The 20,192-nt window shown below is 63.4% G+C and carries 15 protein-coding genes and 1 pseudogene; 7 read left to right on the top strand and 9 right to left on the bottom strand.

The genetic code is table 11. From position 1 onward, the window contains the following. The first annotated feature begins 249 nt into the window (after positions 1 to 249). The 4 genes from AB4Y72_RS14825 to AB4Y72_RS14810 all read left to right on the top strand — a co-directional run bounded on the left by AB4Y72_RS14825 (position 250) and on the right by AB4Y72_RS14810 (position 10,423). Positions 250 to 5,061: a sacsin N-terminal ATP-binding-like domain-containing protein gene (locus AB4Y72_RS14825; protein ID WP_441426923.1), complete on the top strand. Its 4,812-nt coding sequence runs from the start codon at positions 250 to 252 to the stop codon at positions 5,059 to 5,061. 1,703 nt (positions 5,062 to 6,764) lie between these two features. After that, positions 6,765 to 7,289, top strand: a complete 525-nt coding sequence (locus AB4Y72_RS14820; RefSeq protein WP_441426922.1) for a hypothetical protein — start codon at positions 6,765 to 6,767, stop codon at positions 7,287 to 7,289. A gap of 182 nt (positions 7,290 to 7,471) precedes the next feature. Further along, on the top strand, positions 7,472 to 8,287 hold the full coding sequence (locus tag AB4Y72_RS14815) for a hypothetical protein (protein WP_441426921.1): 816 nt from the start codon (positions 7,472 to 7,474) through the stop codon (positions 8,285 to 8,287). A gap of 768 nt (positions 8,288 to 9,055) precedes the next feature. Next, positions 9,056 to 10,423: a ferredoxin reductase family protein gene (locus AB4Y72_RS14810; RefSeq protein ID WP_441426920.1), complete on the top strand. Its 1,368-nt coding sequence runs from the start codon at positions 9,056 to 9,058 to the stop codon at positions 10,421 to 10,423. Between the two features lie 203 nt (positions 10,424 to 10,626). On the opposite strand, the pseudogene AB4Y72_RS14805 reads toward AB4Y72_RS14810, so the two are convergent. Together AB4Y72_RS14805 and AB4Y72_RS14800 are read right to left on the bottom strand one after the other, a co-directional pair. After that, positions 10,627 to 11,600: pseudogene (locus AB4Y72_RS14805) on the bottom strand (aldo/keto reductase). Positions 11,601 to 11,924: 324 nt separating this feature from the next. Then, on the bottom strand, positions 11,925 to 12,692 hold the full coding sequence (locus tag AB4Y72_RS14800; RefSeq protein WP_441426919.1) for a hypothetical protein: 768 nt from the start codon (positions 12,690 to 12,692) through the stop codon (positions 11,925 to 11,927). A gap of 191 nt (positions 12,693 to 12,883) precedes the next feature. Here AB4Y72_RS14800 and AB4Y72_RS14795 point away from each other — a divergent pair, with 191 nt between their 5' ends. After that, the gene (locus AB4Y72_RS14795; RefSeq protein WP_441426918.1) at positions 12,884 to 13,489 is read left to right on the top strand and encodes a cysteine hydrolase; all 606 of its coding nucleotides are present in this window, start codon (positions 12,884 to 12,886) and stop codon (positions 13,487 to 13,489) included. Positions 13,490 to 13,589: 100 nt separating this feature from the next. Here AB4Y72_RS14795 and AB4Y72_RS14790 read toward each other — a convergent pair whose 3' ends face one another. Next, on the bottom strand, positions 13,590 to 15,092 hold the full coding sequence (locus AB4Y72_RS14790) for a phospholipase D family protein (protein ID WP_441426917.1): 1,503 nt from the start codon (positions 15,090 to 15,092) through the stop codon (positions 13,590 to 13,592). Between the two features lie 295 nt (positions 15,093 to 15,387). Here AB4Y72_RS14790 and AB4Y72_RS14785 point away from each other — a divergent pair, with 295 nt between their 5' ends. Then, a complete protein-coding gene (locus tag AB4Y72_RS14785; RefSeq protein WP_441426916.1) occupies positions 15,388 to 15,693 on the top strand; it encodes a hypothetical protein in 306 nt (101 codons plus the stop codon). A gap of 116 nt (positions 15,694 to 15,809) precedes the next feature. Here AB4Y72_RS14785 and AB4Y72_RS14780 read toward each other — a convergent pair whose 3' ends face one another. The 3 genes from AB4Y72_RS14780 to AB4Y72_RS14770 form a co-directional block, all read right to left on the bottom strand. Further along, positions 15,810 to 15,965, bottom strand: a complete 156-nt coding sequence (locus AB4Y72_RS14780; protein ID WP_441426915.1) for a hypothetical protein — start codon at positions 15,963 to 15,965, stop codon at positions 15,810 to 15,812. A 1-nt stretch (position 15,966) separates the two neighbouring features. Beyond that, the gene (locus AB4Y72_RS14775; protein ID WP_441426914.1) at positions 15,967 to 16,446 is read right to left on the bottom strand and encodes a DUF6325 family protein; all 480 of its coding nucleotides are present in this window, start codon (positions 16,444 to 16,446) and stop codon (positions 15,967 to 15,969) included. Positions 16,447 to 16,601: 155 nt separating this feature from the next. Continuing rightward, positions 16,602 to 17,447, bottom strand: a complete 846-nt coding sequence (locus tag AB4Y72_RS14770; RefSeq protein ID WP_441426913.1) for an SDR family NAD(P)-dependent oxidoreductase — start codon at positions 17,445 to 17,447, stop codon at positions 16,602 to 16,604. A 250-nt stretch (positions 17,448 to 17,697) separates the two neighbouring features. Here AB4Y72_RS14770 and AB4Y72_RS14765 point away from each other — a divergent pair, with 250 nt between their 5' ends. Further along, positions 17,698 to 18,453 carry a DUF1206 domain-containing protein gene (locus tag AB4Y72_RS14765; protein WP_441426912.1) on the top strand — a complete coding sequence of 252 codons (756 nt, stop codon included), beginning with the start codon at positions 17,698 to 17,700 and terminating at the stop codon, positions 18,451 to 18,453. A 125-nt stretch (positions 18,454 to 18,578) separates the two neighbouring features. On the opposite strand, the gene AB4Y72_RS14760 is transcribed toward AB4Y72_RS14765, so the two are convergent. The 3 genes from AB4Y72_RS14760 to AB4Y72_RS14750 form a co-directional block, all read right to left on the bottom strand. After that, complete coding sequence (locus AB4Y72_RS14760; RefSeq protein WP_441426911.1) at positions 18,579 to 18,755, bottom strand: CsbD family protein; 177 nt, start codon at positions 18,753 to 18,755, stop codon at positions 18,579 to 18,581. A gap of 190 nt (positions 18,756 to 18,945) precedes the next feature. Next, entirely contained in the window at positions 18,946 to 19,425 is a 480-nt protein-coding gene (locus AB4Y72_RS14755; protein ID WP_441426910.1) for a DUF2087 domain-containing protein, read from the bottom strand. Between the two features lie 212 nt (positions 19,426 to 19,637). Then, positions 19,638 to 20,192: HNH endonuclease signature motif containing protein (locus AB4Y72_RS14750; protein WP_441426909.1), on the bottom strand; the 555-nt coding region annotated here is incomplete at its 5' end.

Here is a 20,192-nt window from a genome sequence, read left to right as displayed (position 1 = left end):
GTTGGCCAGGTAGGACACGACTGAGGACATCAGTCCGCAGGCGGCAGCGAGTGCCACGCCCACTCGCATCTGAGAGGGCGGCAGTGATACGTGTGCGATCGATGAAACGCTGGTGAGTTGGCGCGGTGCCTGGCGGCTGCTCCAATCCACGGTCAACCGTAGTTGGGGTATTCGACACAGGTGCCGGTTCGCAGATCGCCAGCACGGTCCACCCACCCTTCGTCGGAACCATGTGGTGGAATAGCGTACATGACTGAGACGACCCCGCCCGATGACATCCTGGAGCGCATTTGCCGTGAGAACCTCGCTGTGTACCGAGAGTCACAGGGCCGGCTCCAGGAGGACGTCAGCCAAGAGGCACAAGTCGCCCATGACTATCGCGGTCGTCTCGTGTATGAGCTCCTTCAGAATGCGGATGACGCACTGGTTGGCGTTACGAGGACCGAGGACAGGGCCTTGTTTCGACTGACCGACACGGAGCTGTGGGTTGCCAACACGGGGCGCCCCTTCACCGAGGCCGATATTCGGGGACTGTGCGGCTTGGGAGCCAGTTCCAAGGCCCAGTCGGACGGCCCAAAGCGTGCCAGCATCGGTCACAAGGGGTTGGGCTTCAAGTCGGTCCTCGAAATCACCGACAGCCCCGAGGCCTACTCCGAGACGGTGAGTTTCCGACTGGGACGGGAGCAAGCGGAAGCGCAGGTGTCTCTGCTCTGGAAGGAGTTTGACCGCGGCAAGGTCCGCGGGGTGCCGGCGATGCGGTTCCCGCGGACGATCGCCGAGGTGCACGAGACTTGGGACGAACTCCGTGCAGCCGGCTATCACAGCGCGTTTCGATTCCCGTTCCACGAACGCGTCAGCTCCGAACAGAAGGCCGCACTCGCGCATCAATTATTGAACCTTCCGATGACCAGCGTGCTCTTCCTCAAGCACCTTGAAGAAGTGGTCATTGAGGTTGCGACCTCCAGCGAGAAGTCAGACCGTCAGTGGCTCTTGGAGAGGCACCGAGTGACCTCCGCTGGCGTAGAGCGGTGTGCCGGCCTGACCGAGTCGGGCCTCTTCAGGGTCGACTTGGTCAACCGTGAAGGTGAGGGTGACCGCTACTGGGTTGCTCACGACGGCAACGTGCGAATCGGCGACCACCGTGATGGCTTGAGCGGGCCCGCATGGGAGGGCGTGGACGTCTCTGAAGTGTCAGTCGCAGTCCGGGATGCCGAGGACCCCCATATCAAGACGGAAGACCGCCGGTTTCACGTCTTCCTGCCTACACAGGAGCCTTCATCCTGCTCGCTACTGGTCAACGGGGCCTTCACGACCGACCTTTCACGCCAGCACGTTCAAGTTGCGCACACCGCGTCGAACTACAACGGGTATCTCGTACGCCGCGCAGCCGAGACATTCGTGCAGACGCTTATGCCTCACCTCCTTGCCGAGGGTGGCCCACGTTACGTCCTGCGAGTTCTGGATCGAGACGAAAGCGACGCCGGGTCGGCCGGCGGACTCCTCGCCGACGCCATTGCTAGGGCAATGACGGGTGCCCGCTTCCTGCCATCAGGACCGAATCAACTCGCCCTCAATGAGGCGGTTTTTCCATCGAGCGTTCTCGACGCGGAGGGGTCCGCCTTCGCTGACCTGTTCAAGGCGGACTGCGTTCTGAGCGGCAGACAATTTCCTGATCCCGAGTTCTGTGAAGGTTCGCTTGCCAGGGTATGTGCGGCCTATGGGGCAGTGGCCCTCAGCCCAATTGACTCACTACGTGCCCTTGCGCACAACCTCGATACGAGGAAGGCGGCCTTACGACCAGGCCCCGACTCTCGTTATCGGGTTGACCCCGTGCTTGATCTCTGCGCGCTCCTCTGGGAACGATCTGATGCGGCGGATCGCCAGGCCTTGGAGGAGAGCGCCCGGCTGGAACCGGTCTTTCCGGTGGGTGAGAACGACGATGGCACCGTAAGGCGGATAGCCCTGGGAGACGAAAGTGCGTTCTACCCGCCGCGCTCTTCCGCGGAGGAACTTCCCCTTCGTAAGTTGCGGTTCCTCGCACATGCGGTGTGTTGGGGCATTCTCGGCAGGACCGAACAGAGGTCGGTCCTGGAGCGCCAGATGAAGGCGTGGGATGCGCTCTTCGACATCAAGGAGTTCCGCTTCGAGGAAGTCATGCGCGCCGCAGTCCTTCCAGGACTGACGCGCACGGCCGCGGCCGACGCCGAGTTGCGGGAGTCAAACCGCACCATCGAAGCACTCGCCACGATCTGTCGGTTGGCCGGAAAAACCACCAAACCCGATCAGCCTCTCCCCATGGGCCGGCTTGGCTCGGACCGAGCGTTCTTCAATCTCAGCCGCCTTGATGTTCCGTGTCGAGCCGATGCTAGCGGGGAGTTGACGTGGGCTCCGGCCCATCAGGTTTACTTCGGAAGCGACTGGGTTGGCGATGATTCGGTCGAGACCATCGTTGAAGCGATGGCCGCTGCGGGCGAGGTCATGCAAATCCGATTCCTTGCGTCGCCCGACGTGTTCGCCGAGTTCTCGTCCACCATCGGCGTCAACGTGGAAGACGACGCGAGCGATGCGACAGTCGATCCCGACGAGGGAGAAGTCGACCTCGATGACGACACCGACGAAGCCCTTGAGACAACCGTCGACGATCGGTGGCGCAACTTTTTCGCCTGGCTCGGCGTCAGCCGAGGTTTGAGACTGATCCACTTTCACGACGTCGATGACAGCGGGACCGGGTGGACGAACACGAAGGGTCTCGGCCTCCCCGGTGGCTGGGCATTTTCAGGTCTGGACAACGTATGGTCCGGATACAAAGCGGATCTCATCGGCGAACTCTCGTCTGATCCACGGTGGGAGCCGACGGACCACTATCTCTACCAGGTTCACAACCTTGATCGGCTCGACGAGATCGCCGAAGTCGCCCTCCGCAGGGACACCGAGGTGGCCGAGAAGCTGCTCGACCACCTCGTTCGCAATTGGAACACCTACGCTCGCCACACCCAGGCCGAGTTGGCATTCGTCCGAGCCGGCAAACAGCCGTCGGCAAGGACGACTCCTCCGCGAGCAGCGTCTGAAGAACTCGTCACTGCTGGCCCGGACCTATGGCTCTACCGACTCCGTCACCACGCGATTTGCCCCACAAGCCATGGTCCCCGTCGTCCAAACCAAACGTGGCGACGATCCGAGGAGCTCATTCGTCGCCTGGGCCGCAGTGGGCGGGACGCCGAGGACTACCTTCCTGTTCTCAAACAACCGATTGGGGTGCCGACCTCGACACTCCGCGCTTGCCTCGACGAACTACAAGTCCGCGGCGAGCTGACTCCGGCCGCGTTCACTGTCGAGGATGCACACGATCTCTGCGTACGCATTTCGCACATCTACCCGTCGGGCATCACCGACCAAGCACTGCGCTCGGAACTGCGGCCGATCTACCGCCAGATGTTCGAACTCCTGGTCGGCTGCACGGTGAACAGCGGGGTGCCACTCAGTGGCACCCCGCTTGCCGCGCGCACGGCGGCCGGGTACGAGTTCCTCGCCGCCCGAGACGTCGTGTACGCGTCGGTGTCTGGCAGTCGAGAACGGAGCGGCGTGCAGGACAAGGTGCCGTTGTTCGTTCTTGAGGCCGAGCCGGGAGCGCTTCGTCCGCTCCGCGAGCTCTTCGGAACCCCACTCCTTGAGAGCGCGTTGGAGTGGTCGGTGATGCCGGGCGAAACTGCTCTTGACGCACCCGGCCTCGGCACTTTCCGCCAGGGACTCCGAGACCTGATCCCACCGCTACTCGCTCGCCTTAGTGCCGATCGAGCTGACCGGAGTGGGGCCGACCGACGGGCCTTGACTGAATTCGCTGAGAGGTTGGAACCCGTGGAGTCGCTCAGTCTGAGCTGTTCATTCCGAGGGCAGAACCTTGGTCAGATTCCGCAGCGGACGTATTACGTGCGGCGCTCGGAGGGCTCGGGATTTCAAGGTTTCGCCATGTGGGCCGGCCCTGCATGGCCGCCGATAGCGGAGGACGCTCATACCCTGGCTATGGCGCTAGCAGAGACCTTGGAGGTCAACACTGTCGAGACCTTCTTATCGTTCATCAACGCGAACCCCGCGCAGCGACAGCAACTACTCGATCTGGCCGGCGCCGCGGAGAAGCTGGAGGAGGTTCAGCAAGACCTTGCCGATGTCGGAGGTGACGCCAATCAGGTCGATCAGCTGGCAGACCGCACAGACGGCAGCGAGCTCGACACGACAGATGGCGAGTCAACAGAAGCGGCCACCGGGCACGCAGACAGAACCCCTCCCGCTGCGACCCGTGCCGCTCCGCGTATCCCGCTGCACCGCTATGAGGACCTCCTGATAGACGGAGAAGTCATCCGCATCGAGGGAGCAGGTCCCAGGCAAGAGACCACAGGAAGCAACGGCCAACCCGGAGCCGCAGGTGACGGACATGGCGACCAAGCGGGTGGATCTCCAGGCGCGCCTAGGGCAGCCGCCGGCACCGACCTGAACGAACTTGACGGACTTGGCATGCGTATAAGCTTCGCATTTGAGGAGCGACGATTCGTCGGGCAGAAGACGGTCGTACTCCCAGGAGAGACGCCCTCTGAGAATGCGGACGTGCTCATCGTCGACGTCAGCTCACCGGAGAAGATCGTAGCCGCTATCGAACAGTCCACCGTGATCGAGCAAGTGTTTGACCAGCTCGCTGAGCAGGGCATCAGCGAGCTCTACCCCGGCTTCGACGTCCTGACCATCAAGGGTGGTTCGATTGATCGAATGATTGAACTGAAGTCGTCCGGTGTCGACGCACAAGTACAAGCCATGAGTTGGAACGAATGGAAGACAGCCGGGGGCGAACTCAGAAGTCACTTCTGGCTTTACCTCGTCGGCAATCTTCGCGCCGATCTCGAAAATGCCCCACCCTTCGTGAGAGCCGTTCAAGACCCATTCGGGACACTTGCCTCATCAAAGTCGGAAGACGTCATACGCAAGCGGACCGTTCAACTCCGAGTACGCGAGTTCGCCGCTGCAGATCAGCTCACCCTGGAGCTGCGACACGAGGAAGACCCGCCCGCCTAGAAAGACACCTGAGCAGGATGATCAAGTCCAGCGTTGCCTCACCCCTGGCCCCTTCAAAGAATCTCATTTACCGAGGGGGCACCGGGGTGGTGTCATCCGCTGTATTGGTGTGTGCCCGGAACGCGCCGAAGTTCATCAGCATCGCTCCGATTCTCTGACCTTTGCTGTCCGGACGAGCACGGTATCGTGCAGGCCCCGCTTTGTGAGCTCTGAGTTGCTCTTGGTCTGACGATCGCGCAAGGAGATGGGTCCAGCGCCATTGCCGGGGTGCACGCAGCGGGGTTGCTAATCGAGCCGAAGAAGTGATGAGTCCATTTTGCGCTAAGAGACATTTGCGAAATGCCGAACGGTTACACAACTGCTGGCCTCGCGGGCATGAAAATGCTCGCGAATCAACGGGGCACATACGTCCCTAGGTTCTGTCGGTCGCGGACCTCCTGCATGGGTGCCCAGAAACACGCGTTGGAGGTGAAACGGAAGTCTACTTATCCTTAAATACGCGCGGTGACACCACATTGGATTTGGTTACGCTCCAAGGTGCACAATCGAGAACAGTATCCAAGGAACGTTTAACGCAAATTGTTGGATAAGTTACTGTAACGAGAGACCCTCATGCGGCGACTGGGAATGAGCACTCCACTCGAGCTTGGATCCGCCACGGAGGTTGGAAGAGAGTCAAGTCTTGAAGCGATGTACGAGGCGCTTGCCCTGCGCAGGCTTCTTCCGCCGTCTTATGGGACGACTTGAAGTTGAAGCGGAGGTCGCCATTCCGAAGTTGATGGTATCCAACCACGTGATCCTTCAAGAAACACCAACGGTTTCCACTTACCGGGGGCGCGCTCGGTGCACGTACGCCGCGTCCTCAGTGACCGGCCTACGAGATTGGCAGCTGCATGTTTGGTGGGCATAGAGGTATGGAGCCGGGATGGGCGAGCCTCATTTCAGCCTGAGGATTTTCGTAGGTGCAGCTAGCGGTCGAATCAGCGTAACCAGAAGATTTGACAGTACCGGTTAGCTTAGGAATAGGCATCCAGGCGTCCTGCCCGGAGGCGTCTTCCACATGTCAGAGATTGAAGGCCGTGGCAGCAGTGGGTCGGCACCAGAATTTGGTGCTGCCTATACAGTAGAAGTGATGAAGCTGTTGAGCTGGCCATCGCCCACCTGCAGAAGTTCGCCGGCGCAATTGCCGCGGTGGCGCGGAATCAGGTGAACTCGTGGGAGTCGCCTGCCAGATTACCGGCGGTGGGTCGTCCGCACAGCCGATTGCAGAAGAAGGCCCACAATTGTGAGCCCGACTTGCAGTGCGTACGCAGAATCCTTGGCGGCGGTTTGTAAGGTTTAAACATAGGCAGTGACAACCCCAGGACAACTCATACTGTACTGAACGGGCGACGTTGGTGGTGAGTGCGCAGAGACGGCCATGAACGCGGACGTAACCATTCTGCCCTTGACGCCACTATCGATAATTAGCAATAAGTGACGCGCGGTAGTTTGAACCCGGAGTTGTCTCTGGGACCGGTCCCAACGCACGGATAAGCCCGAAGGCTTCGAAGAAACTTCGGACAGTACTGGCAAGACAATAGATGAGATCGCGCATGCCGCGGTCTTTTTTTGTGCCCACAGTTGGGCCGACATGAAGTCATAAGTTCAAGCCTCGGCCCACTCCTGGCTCGGGCAAACACGGAAACTGGAAGGAAAGACCAATGAGCAACTTTGACTACAACCAAAATCACCTGGACTCCACGTTCGCGATGGAGCTCGTCATCGCCGGCGAGGACGAGCATGGACTCCCGGTGCTCGAGGTGAATATGTACCCGGTCAGGGTTACGGGAATGGACACGCGGCACCTTGTGGGCTCACTGTGTATACCGCTCGAGGACACGGGGCTTAGCGTCCAGGACGTCGAGGTCCTGCCCCTCCGCGATGGATGGGTCACTGTGACGGCGTCGGAAGGCCTTGGTATTGCAGCGGAGGAGCTCGAAGAACTCTTCGGTCCCCACGTGGCGGTACTTGCACTCCAGGTTTTGACCGAGGCACTTCTGTCCGAATACATCAACATGGACCTCCGGGCCGCTCCGTACCGAAGCACCGAGGTTGAGAGCGATGAGCTCCATTTGGCGGTACAAGCACTGCATGCCGACCTTGCCGAGAGGATCAGCCAAAAAGCCGAGCGTCAGCAGACGCGAAACGCCTTTGACGAAATCATTTCGCGTTCGTTCGGGAGCTGACCATCCCTGATGTCGTCGAACGTGCCGTTCCTTCTTAGGGACATCACCCCTTATTAGTTTTCAGCCAAAAAATCACGATCTCCACAGATCGTGCCTTTCTGAATAGCGCGACAGCAGTTACCACGGGCCCCATGCGGGCCCTTTTTTGTGCTCAAAAACAAACAAGAGTAAGGAACCCGGCCATGCCAAATAATGAACTGCAGCCATACGAGCCCTTCACCCGGTGGGTGGCCCAGTACCTCGCTAACAGTGCTGCCGTCAACGGCAGGGTTTCCGGATCGGCACGGACATGGATGCGTGCCTTCGGCATTGTGGCAGGTCGCGTCGACCGGTATCTGGAACTGGGGCATGGGGGAGGACAGACGCTGCCAAGTTCCCTGGTTCTCGACATCATCGAGCTTGTGCAGTCGCCCTACGCACAAGGGCTGTCCTTGGTGGACCCCCGACGTGAACTTCTCGGTACCTGGCGCGGGCTTGCTCGTGTCTACGGCACGAACGCTTCACCGCGAGAGCGGGAGCTGAACCGGCTTGAAATGCTCACACATTGGACGAAAGCCATCGTGTCCCTGCCCGGTACCGGCTTCCCTGGCGAAAAGCTGATGGTGATTCGATACCGACATGAACGCCAGCGCCTGGATCTCACACAACTGCGCGGGGGCGAGCACTACATGCGATATGTGGGCCTCCTAGTGGACCTGCTGAAGGACTACGAGCGGGAAATCCCGGTCATGTGCCGCCCGCTGACGGCACGAAGTCCTCGGAAAGCAGCTCCCGTGGCGTCGAAAGTCAGCCAACAAGTGTGTCGGGCCGAGATTCCGCAGCAGGGCAGGCGGCCAGTGCTTCCCGACGCCGGTTCGTCGACACGTACGAGCCCGGTTCCAGTCCGGGCCGTCAAGAAGCAGGTTGCTGCATCATGCGAGAACAAGTTGGAGCTAAGCATGGATGAATCTGTGTTCTTCGGTAACCAGGGGGATTACTGGAGGAATGCGCGCTCATGATCGGGGGCCTGCCGGCGGGTCAACGGCTGCTTCCGACAGCGAGCTAATGTCTGGGTGGTGCTGCTGCCCAGCATGGTGGAACTGCGGTTGGCGACGCCATAGCCGGACTTTTTGGCGGTATCAAAAATGCAGCCGAGCGTGCCTACCTTGAGCGGCAAAACGGATCGAGGCTGACCGGGCGGTCAGGGAAAACCCGAAGACCCGGGGCGCGACGTGGAACTCTCAAACCCCTAACCGTTATTGGGAACCGGGCCGAGCGCATAAAGGACCATCTGGCCTGTCCGGGGCCAGTAACGCCTGGGCGCCAGCTATCGCGTAGTTACAAGGTCGAAACGATGGTCCTTCGGACCAAGTAGCCTGTCCATCTACACTCGTGTGAGATGTCGACTTAATTGGAAGAATAGCTTCCTATTTGGAAGAAACGCATCGTCTGTCTAGTTGGAAGTATTCCAAGTAGCTGCAACTAAATCGGGCCCTGCACGGTAAATCGTGCAGGGCCCGATTTGTGAGCACTCAGCAGCCCATGGCTTGATGAGACCGCGCAGGGAGTTGGGTTGAGCGGAGCTTTAGGAGTGCGGACATCGGGCACGCCGGTCGCGCGGTTCTATGCCGACAACGGGCGATGCCATGCGGACGGCATCCAACAAGGGGACCCCGGCACAGCCACCGCCCATGCTGGTGTCTGGTTCTCCGGGCCGCCCGTGGCTGGCCTAGGATGACGGCTAGGCGGTGCTGCACGAGCAAGCCGTGATAAAGGAGTCGAGATTCTTGGTAGTTCCGCAGCCCGGAGCCAAACCGTTGACGTCGCTCCCGGGCGTGCCCCTGAGGCGCGTGGGCCCCACGGTGATCATCATCCTCGCGGCAGCCTACGCCCTGTATTGGCTCCTGGTCCGTCCCGCGGGGGAACCTGCCGCCGGATACGTCGGCCAGCTCTTCGGCGGGGAGTCGATCCTGCTGCTCTCGATCGCTCTGGTCCTGATCAGCACCCTTCCGCAGGTGGAGCACGTGTTCGGCGGGATTGACCACGCAGCCATCTGGCACCGGCGTGCCGCCATCACCGGGACCGTCCTCCTGCTTCCGCACATCGAGCTGGCAGCCAACCCCGAGGCGACCAGCGTGGGGAAAACCCTTGCCGTCATCGGGATCTCCGGGCTCGCGGCCCTGGTGGCCTGGGCCATCCTGCCGCGCTGGCGGACCATGGTCCCCGCGCGGGTGCGCGACCTGGTCCTTGGCCTCGGACGCGCCCGGCCGGTCCGCCTACTGGCCCGCCTGCTGGGTGGTTACGAGCGCTGGCGTGGCTTCCACCGGTTGACGGGAATATTCGTTGCGGCCGGGTTCTTCCACGGACTGCTGGACGCCAGCGCGTTCGACGCCGCCCCCGGGCTACGGTGGAGTTTCGTGGCCATCGGCGGCGTCGGGCTGGCGTTCTACGCCTACCGGGAGCTCCTGGCGCGCCGCTTCCTGCCGCACCACGACTACCAGGTGGACCAGGTCAAAGCGGTGGCCCCTGATCTGGTGGAGCTGAGCCTTGCACCGCTCGGCAAACCGCTGGACTTCCGGCCTGGCCAGTTCGCCATAATCTACCTGGAAACCAAGCAGGGCTGGCAACGCCATCCCTTTTCCATGTCCGGTTCGGCCCGGGACCCGCACCTGCGTATCACCGTCAAGGCGCTCGGGGACCACACAACAAGGCTTCCTGACGTGGTGCAGCCCGGAATGCCGGCGGTGGTGGGCGGGCCCTATGGCCGGTTCGACAGGCATAAGGGAACGGAACACCAGGTCTGGATTGCCGCCGGTGTGGGAAGCACACCGTTCCTGAGCTGGCTGCGGTCCCTGGAGGGGGACCTGCGGGAGTCAGTCCACTTTTTTGTCACGTCGGCAGGACCGTCCCCGTTCGCCGCGGAAATCACATCCATCGCGAAAGACTACCCGAGCCTGACCGTGCACTTGGTGGACACCGCCGTCGACGGCCGGTTGACGCCCGAGCAGGTGCTTGCCGCCGTGGACACCTCGCCCCGGAAGCTCTCGGTCTTCATGGGTGGGCCGGATCCCATGCTCAGGCAGTTCCGGAGGACCTTCCGTTCTGCAGGAGTCCGCACAGCCAACATCCACCGCGAGTACTTCCAGTGGCGCTGAGTTGTCCGCCCGGACGAATGGGGTTCTCTGCCGATTCAGCCGCCGGCAGGATACTCACCTGATGATGGGGGGGCGAAAGGCCTACGGCCTGAATGCCGCGACGCCCCGTGTGCTGACTTTGTCAGATCCGAGCCAGGCCGCGCTTCAGCGTCCGTCAATCGCGCGGTTGGTGCTGCCGACGGGTCACCTCACGCCGTCGCTGCTCAGTATCCGGCGACCGCGTGCGGGACGTAGGGGCTCTCCAGTTCCGCCTTTTCCTCGGTGGTGAGCGTCAGTTCCAGGGAAGCGACGGCGTCGGTAAGATGTGCCGGCTTGCTCGCCCCGACAATCGGCGCGCTGACCACGCTGTTGGAGCGGACCCATGCCAGGGCGACCTGGGCGCGGGGCAGGCCGCGGCGTTCGGCAATGACGCGCACGGCTTCGGCCACTGCCCTGTCGCTTTCCTCCGTGGTGTAGAGCGTCTTGCCGAACTCGTCCTTCTCCGAGCGGTTGGTTTTCTCGTCCCAGTCCCGGGTGAGCTTCCCCCGCGCTAGCGGACTCCACGGCAGCACCCCGATCTTCTGGTCCGCGCAGAGGGGGAACATTTCGCGTTCCTCCTCCCGGTAGACCAGGTTGTAGTGGTCCTGCATGGTGACGAAACGGGTCCATCCGTTTAATTGCTGAAGGTAGAGCGCTTTACTGAACTGCCAGGCGGCCATCGAGGATGCGCCTATATAGCGGACTTTGCCGGCTTTGACGACGTCGTGAAGGGCTTCCAAAGTCTCCTCGATCGGCGTGGAGGGGTCCCACCGGTGAATCTGATACAGGTCCACGTAGTCCGTTGCCAGCCGGGTCAGGCTGGCATCGAGTTCGGCGAAGATGGCCTTGCGGGACAGGCCCCGCCCATTGGGGCCCTGCCGCATCGCGCCGTGCACCTTCGTGGCGATGACGGTTTCATCCCGGCGGGTGAAATCGGCCAGGGCCCGGCCTATGATTTCCTCGCTGGAACCATTGGAGTACACGTTGGCAGTGTCAAAGAAATTGATGCCCGCCTCCACGGCCTGGCGGATCAGCGGCCGGCTCTGGTCCTCCGGCAGCGTCCAGGAATGCGGGCCCCGGCCCGGGTCCCCGTAGTCATGCATCCCAGTGCCAGCGGCGAGATGTCCATGCCGGTGTTGCCGAGTTTGATGTATTCCATGTTCGTCCTCCGTCAAACAGTCCCGGGCCCGGCTGCGGCCCTTGCCCCCACGCTATGTTAAGAACGGCCCCCAAGGGGCGCACGCAAGGGGTCCCGGCCGATCCCACCGTCCCAGCGTCGCAGGCAGATGCCGCCGGGTTTGGAGAACCAGCCCGGTTGGAGCGGAGATCAAAGGCCCCCGGCACAATGCCGAGCCGGCCGGCAGTGTCGTCGCGAGGGACTTGGACGACCCGTGACGGCAGCTTGATTCGGTCCGCTGGCCCGTGCCCCATTCGGAGCTATCCCCATTTACGCGGCTCAAGTGCGTCGGCCGGTGGCCTACACCTAAGGCACTCCGGCGGAGGCTTCGGCTACCGTCAGCGCGTCGCCGAACCCCGCGACGGCGGACTGGTAGTTCGCCGTGCTGACTTCCAACCTTGCCTGCTCCGCCTTCCGCATCGCCCTGATCATGGCGGCGGTAGCAGGGAAAGCAGTATCGGACATCGCCGGAAAGTCGAACTGCAGTTGCGGGTCAACCTCATAGGCCAGCCACCGTCTCTTGAGGCGGTCATGCTGTGCGGCCACGGCGCTATAGGCCCGAGCGTCAACCAATGACAGCCCGTTGAGGCTTCCCGTGGGTAGCCCAGCGGACTCCTCCGCTGTCCGGGCCGCCTCTCGCTGGCGCTGCAGCGCCTGTGCGGCCCCCAGTTCTCCGGCGTCCTTGAGCCGGTGCTTTAACACCATGTTGTTCTCGTACACCCGGATTTCCTCCGGGTTCATGCTGTCCAGCTCGATTGCGCTTCTACTGACCACATCGCCTGGGCCTCGCCGACTGGCGATACTGCTGACCGGGACTGGGAACAGAAACTTGCCCCCCAGGAAGCCGGCGAGCAAAACACCCACGACGGCCCAATCCGGTAAGCCTGCTGAGCCCGTCGACCCGGCAACAAAAAAGGCGCTCACGTTGGTTATGGCCTGGCCTGTGGTGAATGTCAGCCGGGTGTTTCCGAGGCGCCTCACCCTGCGGTGCGTGGCGAGTTGCTGGTAGTGAAATGAACGGCCCTTTGCGATCCAATCGCGTGCTCTGTTCACCAGTTGGGGGCTTTCAGTCATGAGCACGAGGATACAGCGGCCATCAGATATGCCAGGGACAGGGACGACCAGCATGAACGAGCGCGGCGCAGTGGGATGCGATTCCGCGCCCGTGGGAGACGCGAGCCCTTGTCCTGTGCGGGGGCCGCGGCTAGTCTGACCTCGACCGTCGGCATCGCCGCGGGCGCTCCACCGCCGACCAGGAGGATGCCTTGAAGTTTGATCCGAAAACCACCGCCGTCGTACTTATCGAATACCAGAACGACTTCACGTCCGAGGGCGGCGGCCTGCATGACGCTGTCCGACCGGTCATGGAAAAAACCGACATGCTCGCCAACACCGCTCGCGTTGTAGAAGCAGCCCGCGCGGCCGGGGTCACGATAATGCACGCGCCCATCACGTTTGCCGAGGGCTACAACGAACTCGGCAAGCATCCGTACGGGATCCTCAAGGGGGTCGTGGACGGTGGCGTATTCGTCAAGGGAACCTGGGGTGCGGCCATCATTGACGAGCTGGCGCCGGCCGAGGGGGACATCGTCATTGAAGGCAAGAGGGGTCTCGACACCTTCGCCAGCACAAACCTGGATTTCATCCTGCGCAGCAAAGGCATCACCACCATCGTCCTGGGTGGATTCCTCACCAACTGTTGCGTCGAATCAACCATGCGCAGTGGCTACGAGAACGGGTACCAGGTGGTGACGCTGAGCGACTGTGTCGCTGCAACATCGGTTGAGGAACACGACAACGCGATCGCGTACGACTACCCGATGTTCTCCACCCCGATGACTGCCGAGGAATTCTCCAGCCGACTGTCCTAACTTTGCAGAGGAACGAAGGCCGCACCCTCCGGCGCGAGGCCAGGGTGCGGCCTTGGTTCTGCCTCCGCCCTCGTTGGTGGCCGCGCCCACACCGTCCTGCTTAGAACTCTGTGGTGCCCCGCAGCCGGCGGGGCCGCCCGTCCGGGTCCACGACGAAGCGGCTCATCGGAACCGCCCAGAGACGTTGGAGGGACGACACGGGCTCTGGGGTGTGGTGGCGCACGTGGCCGATGGGGCGGGGCGAGCGGTGCCCGGTTTCGTGCCACTGGTCTAGAGCGTCTGCGGCGCTGTTCCAAAGCTTGAGCCCGGCCGCCGGGTCGAGGAGCCGGGGATCGTCCTGGTCCAGGCCAAGGTGTTCGGCCCAGAGTTGGAGCCGGAGACCGTGGGCCAGCGGCCGGGAAACGTCGTGGCCGGTGTCGGCGCCGGGATTTTCCCCGTTGTCAGCGGTGGCGTTGAGTACAGCGCAGGTGAGCTCGCTGTCGGTGGTCCAGGATCGGCGGTTGAAGTTGTCTGAGCCGCAGGTCATCCAGGTGTCATCGATGATGCAGACCTTGGCGTGGACGTAGATCGGGGTTCCGGTGCTGTTCTCCAGGTCGAACACGCCGACCCTGTCCGGCGCGACCCGGCGCAGCATCCTGATGGCACGCAGCTGCCCGATCCGGATGGCCGGCCCGGCGATGGCGCCGTCGGAGTCGGGGTAGCGGGGCACGACGGCGATCACGTTCAATTCGGGGTTCCGCTCGAGGGCCTCCGCGATTCCGGCCGCCACCTCTGTCGACCACAGGTACTGGTCCTCGATGTAGATCAGCGAGCGGGCCCGGGAGAAAGCCTTCGCATAGGCGCGGGCGACGCTGCGTTCCCCCTCGGGCGCGAACGGGAACGGAGGACGTTTCACCCCGTAGGTGCGCAGCAGCTGCACGGAGTGAGGACCCGCCGGTGGCGGTGGTGGTGCAGTTTCCGGGAGCGGTTCGGGGTGCCGGGGCATTCGGGCCAGACGCTGCAGCAGCATCCGGTACGGGGTACGCCGATCCAGGGGATGGGGGTCGTTCCACCGTTCGGCAAACACCGCCAGAACATCTGCCACCACGGGCCCACGCAGTTCGAGGGTCGCATCGTGCCACGGGGGCCGTTTCCCGTACCGGGAATCCATGTCCACCGCTTGCGGGTCTCCCGCATGGTCGGCATCGTCTCGCCGGCTGTGGGAAAGGTCGATCCCGCCAACGAACGCGACGTCCCGCGACGGGTCGTCGCGATGGCGGATGACGAAGAGTTTCTGGTGATGGGAGCCGAACATACGTACACGCTGATCCAGCAGCACCTCGCCGCCGGCGTCGTTGACCCGACGACTTAGGAGTTCATTGGATCGGCCGCTGATTGGGGACGCTACGCGCTCCCCGTGGGATCTCCAAACGAGGCCCCGCACCTCCACGCCCGCACGGGCCAAGCCCGAGAGCACGTCGCCGATCGACGGCCCGTCCGGCAGCAGCCGCTCGTCGGCGTCTCCACGCCAGTCAGTGAACCACACGCGGTCTCCGGCCTTCAGAGCCGTCAACTCCTCATGCAGCCGGGCGAAGTAGGTCGCTCCATGAATCAGGGGCCGCACCAGATTGCCCTCCGACCACGACGGCGACCCGGCGCCGCCCGCGTGTACGTCTGTGGCCAGATTCCCCCGCTCAGCACGACTCAGAAACCACGTACCAGCATTACTGTCCACTCAGTCCTTCTTTCAGGCCGACGCCAGGCCACTCGTGTCCGGTCTCCAAAGTAGCCTACGACTGTGCCGACTCATGGCAGCGACCGGGTCATAGACACCGGATCAAGGCCGCCCTGCGGCCCTACCGGGACGACGCTGGGCGGCCTATCGTGGTCCTGACAAAACCCAAGGGAAAGGAACGACGATGTTCACCCTGCAGATTAGCTATCCGGTCCGGGACTACGAGGCATGGAAGAAAGTCTTCGACACCGATCCGGCAGGCCGTGCCGCCGCGGGCGCCCGGTCTGTCCGGGTGTTCCGGGATACCGAGGACCAGAACAGCGTGGCCGTGCTCCTCGACTTCGACACCCAGGACGCTGCGACCGTCTTTCTGGAACGGCTGCGCAGCCAGGTGTGGGACAAACCCGAAGTGATAGGGCAGCTGATGACGGCACCGCCGTCGGCCAGGATCCTGGAGGAGGTGGCCCGCGAGGGCCAGGGCGCGGGCTGACCGCTGAGAATCCGGTGAGCCTTGCCGGATGTGTGTGCGTCAACTTCAGGAGGCCGTCACACAAGTGCGCATGACCCCAGGAGGGTCATGCGCACTTGAGTGTACCGGAACTGGTGTCAGTCGCGGCGGTCGCGACGGTCGTCGCGGCGGTCGCCGCGGTCGTCCCGCCGGTCTTCACGTCGGTCACCGCGACGGTTAATCCCGTGGGCGACAACAACGGCCCCGCCGACGGCGGCGGCGGTCCTGCGCCTGCGTCGTGCTGCTAGCGGCATGTCAGGCTCCTTCCTTCATTCCTGCGGGTGACTGGGCTTCGGCTTCAGCGTCGGCCTCGAAGGCGGCGATGACAGCCTGGCTCGGGATCCGGCCGCTGGCCACCAGCTGGCCGCCGGCCTTGCGCACTGCCGTGCCGAACGGGGCCGCCCACTGGTTCTCCCAGACAAGCACCGCGGCGGAGTGGCCGGGCTCGATCGTCTCGGCCAGGTCCATGAGGTCCTGCTCGGAGAGCACCATGGCCAGTTCGGCCTCGGCCACGCGCACCTCGCCGAGCTCGCTCGGGTCGAGGTCCGAGATCTCCGCCATCTCGAGCGTGCCGTCCCCGTCCTTCCTGAGGAACACCATGTCGAGCACCCGGATGAGGTCACGATTGACCAGGTCCTCCAGGAATGGGGCGATCTGGCCCTTGCCGAAGTCGGGCCCGGGGAACTCCACAACGAGCCAGTCCACAGGCCCTAGTTCATCCAGTGACTCAGCCATGCTGATGACCTCCGTTTCTGATTGGGTACAAGGCGGTCCGACGGAGCGCCACAGTTCCATCCTGTGCCCCGGTCACGTGCGGCGCCTCACCCGCACCGGGTGACCTCGCCCCAACCTCGTATCCGTCGACGACGACGTGCGGGGCAACCGCCCCGTCACCCCTTGCGGTGTTGGCCCAGCACGGTGACGTCCAAGGGCATGCGGTTGGCGCGACGGAGGCGGCCGGCCAGGGCGTTGCGCACCCCGCGGGTCAGCATGGTCGTCTTGGTCAACCGGAACTCGGCAGCGTCCGACGTTACGAGGCCCAGAAGCGGGTTCGCGGCGTCGTCAGGGGACTGACCCCACAGCCCGACGACGATCTGCAGGCCGCCCAGTCGATGCTCGTACCCGGGCTGAGAGCTGACGTGCCCCAGCATGTCGGTGATCACCAGGCCCGGATTCATGCCGTGCACCCGGACGCCGGTGCCCTTGGTCTCCAGTCGCAACGTCTCGGTGAACTGGCGGACCCAGCGCTTGCTCGACGCATACGCGTTCTGCAGCGCCACCGGCCCCTGATCGCCGCGGCCGTAAACGTTGACGAGGTCGCCGTGGCCTTGGCCGAGGAACACCGGCAACGCAGTCCTCGACCCGTGGAAAGTGCCGAGGATGTTCGTGCGCACCACTCGCGTGAAGTCATCCACCGGGGTTGACGCCGTCGGCCCGAAGACACCGGAGGCTCCGGCGTTGTTAACCCAGATGTCGAGCGTCCCGCGGCTTACGGCCTCGTCGCGCAGGGCCTCGACGTCGGCCAGCTCACCGGTGTCGCAGCGACGTCCGGCCGCCTCGATCCCTTCCGAATGCAGCCGCTCGACGGCGGCCGCAACATCGCCGTCCGACCTGGACGCCAGCACCACCGTCGCGCCCTGATGCCCCAGCAGCCGGGCCATGGCAAACCCCAGCCCGCGTGTCGAGCCAGTCACCACCGCTACGCGTCCGCGGAGGACGTCTCGTTGCGAACCCATGCTTCTCTCATACGCTCAGCGGCCGTGGAGAGCAAGAGCGCCGGCGTGGAGACCATCATCCGTTAGCCGGGTCTGTCGGGACTCCGCGGACGGACTTAGACTGAATCATTCCGCGACGCTGGCGGGCTGGCGATGCTGAGTGGGCAACCGACGATCAAGTTCATATTGGGAAGGTCTGGCCATGGGCAATGCCTCGCAGAAAGCTAATCGGGCGGTATCCGAAGCGGCGTCGGCGAGCCGGAGCCCCGCCTTGCGAACCTTGGCGCGCGCCGGGTTCGTTTTCATCGGCCTGGTCCACATCCTGATCGGAGTTATTGCCCTGCAGATCAACAGGGGGCAGGGCGGTGAGGCCGACCAGTCCGGAGCGATCGGATCGCTCGCCTCGAAGCCGGGCGGTCCGTTCCTGCTCTGGGCCGGGTTTGCAGGTTGCGCCGCACTGGCCCTCTGGATGCTCAGCGAGGCCGTCTTCGAGGCCCGCTCCGAGGCCGACTCGAAGAAGAAGCTGCAAGAGGCGGGGGCGGCCGTGGGCAAAGCCGTGGTGTACGGCTTTTTGGCTTTTACCTTCGCGGTGTTCGCCTCGGGCGGGAGCAAGAATTCCAGCCAGTCGGCCAGTGACTTCACCGCGAAGCTCATGGCGGCACCGGCCGGCGGGGTGCTACTGATCGCCGTCGGTCTCGCGATCATCGTCTCCGGTGCCTTCTACGTCTACCGGGGCGTCACCCGGAAGTTCATGGACGATCTGCAGGTCCCGGGCAACGCCCGCACGGCGGTCAAGTGGATCGGAATCATTGGCTATGCCGCCAAAGGCGTGGTCCTCGCCGTCGTCGGCATCCTGATCATCGTCGCCGCGGCCACCGCGGATCCCTCGAAATCGTCCGGCCTCGACGGCGGCCTGAAGACCCTCGGCTCCCAGCCGTATGGTGTGTTCCTGCTCGCCGCAACTGCGGCAGGGCTGATCTGCTACGGCATCTACTCGATGGCCCGCGCCCGCTACGGACGGTTCTAACTACCGCACTAATCTGCGACGTGGATTACCGGGGAAATGTGCCACCGTTTGCGGGGGCGTGATCGTCCGGACACAGCGACGGGCGCACCCCTGTGTCAGAGGTGCGCCCGTCGCCTGCATTCGGATCAGTCCTTTTTGAAGGCGTCCTTGACCTTCTCGCCGGCCTGCTTCAAATCGCCCTTGGTCTGGTCAGCCTGGCCTTCAGCCTGCAGGCTCTTGTCGCCCGTGGCCTTCCCGGCAGCTTCCTTACCCTTACCGCCAGCTTTCTCGGCAGCGTTATCGATCTTGTCGCCTAGTCCCATGGTGTTTCCTCCTCTGGTTGGCAGCCGTTCGCTACGGCCATGACTCCATCCTAAGCATGCTTATGATCAGGATTTCAAGTCCGGTGCCTGCTTTCATCCTGCCCCCTGGCACCTGAAACGACTCCGTCTCGTCTGCACCGAGCTGGCGCTCAGGCGGGCATTGACCCCACGAGCACGTCAAGTTCCAAGCCTATGCATCGTCGTGCCGCGAGTAGGAGGAGCCGGACGGTGTCCGTTCCAATAGTCCGAAATCGATCATGTAGCGGCGCAACATCACGACATCATCGGAATAGCTGAGGAGCCGCTCATTAACCTGCTTCTCCGTTAGGTGTTCGCCCGGCTCGATGGCTTCGCTGACAATCCAGGCCAAGAGGTTTCGGCGTTCCGTCATGTTTGCCGGATACCTCTCGATCTTCCCCAGGCGCATGAAGCGGTCCAGTCCGGTCTGCGCCTGTCGCCGAGGTTGCTGCGTGAGAAGGTCGCGGAAGATCGCCTCAGGTGCCTCCAGTTCGTTTGCAGCATTCCGATCCACGAGCCCCGACTCAAGCAGGGCGGCGATGGCCCGGTTTCGCCGTTGATCATTGAGATCAGCGGCCACATCGGGGAGGTGGGCGCCGAGCACTATTTGGGCGTACATGGTTCGAGCGTCGTTGTTGGCGAGAGCTGCCACGACTCGCCGCCAGTGTGGTCCGCTCAACCTCGGCTCTCCCGTCACAGCGTTTTCCTCACTCTGCCTCCGCCCTCACTTGTGCTTGTCACCGCGTGCTTGAAAAATCGTAGTCCTGATTGCGTGTGGCGGACAGGACCCGCCGGTAGCCGGCCGGTGTCCTGCACTCTGCCGGGTTCGGCGGGCAACGGGCCCGACGCGGCCCGGAACCACGGTCAAAGAGCGCCGGCAGGAGCGTGTTCGTGCTGGCACATTGGATCAGGATGCAGTTCCGGGATGGGGTCGGTCAAGGTCGCCGGCCAGCCCGGATAGTCCCAGTCTTCTGCGGGCATTGGATGCGCGGCCGTGAATTCGTACCAGTCCGGGAAGGGGTCCTGGGGCGGCGGCAGGTCGGGATGAGGTCCAGGATCCGGAGGCGCGTCCAGGTCCGGATCTGCGCCTGTGATCAGGAGGTGGTCCGGCCAGTGGGGTGGTCCCCAGTCCTGGTGTTCGCTGCGGTAGTGCCGCCCGGTCGGTGAAATCCAGCCGGGCGGGTGGTTCTTGCTGGCTTCGGTGGGTGTCCAGGCGGAGGAGTGTTTGAGCCGGTGGTGTTTGCGGCAGGGCTGGGCGAGGTTGGTGATCCCGGTGGTGCCGCCGTCGGCCCAGGCCAGGAGGTGGTCCGCGTCGTTGTCCAGGGAGGGGTTGTTGCAGCCGGGGAACGGGCATCGGCCGTCGCGGAGCCGGAGCCACTGCCGCAGGGCTGTGGTGAGGCGGTAGCGGGTCCGGCCGAT

Source organism: Arthrobacter sp. YAF34, assembly GCF_052113245.1.
In the GTDB taxonomy this organism is placed as follows: domain Bacteria; phylum Actinomycetota; class Actinomycetes; order Actinomycetales; family Micrococcaceae; genus Arthrobacter.
Note: the sequence above shows the minus strand (reverse complement) of the source record. Positions and strands in the feature narration are given on the sequence as shown.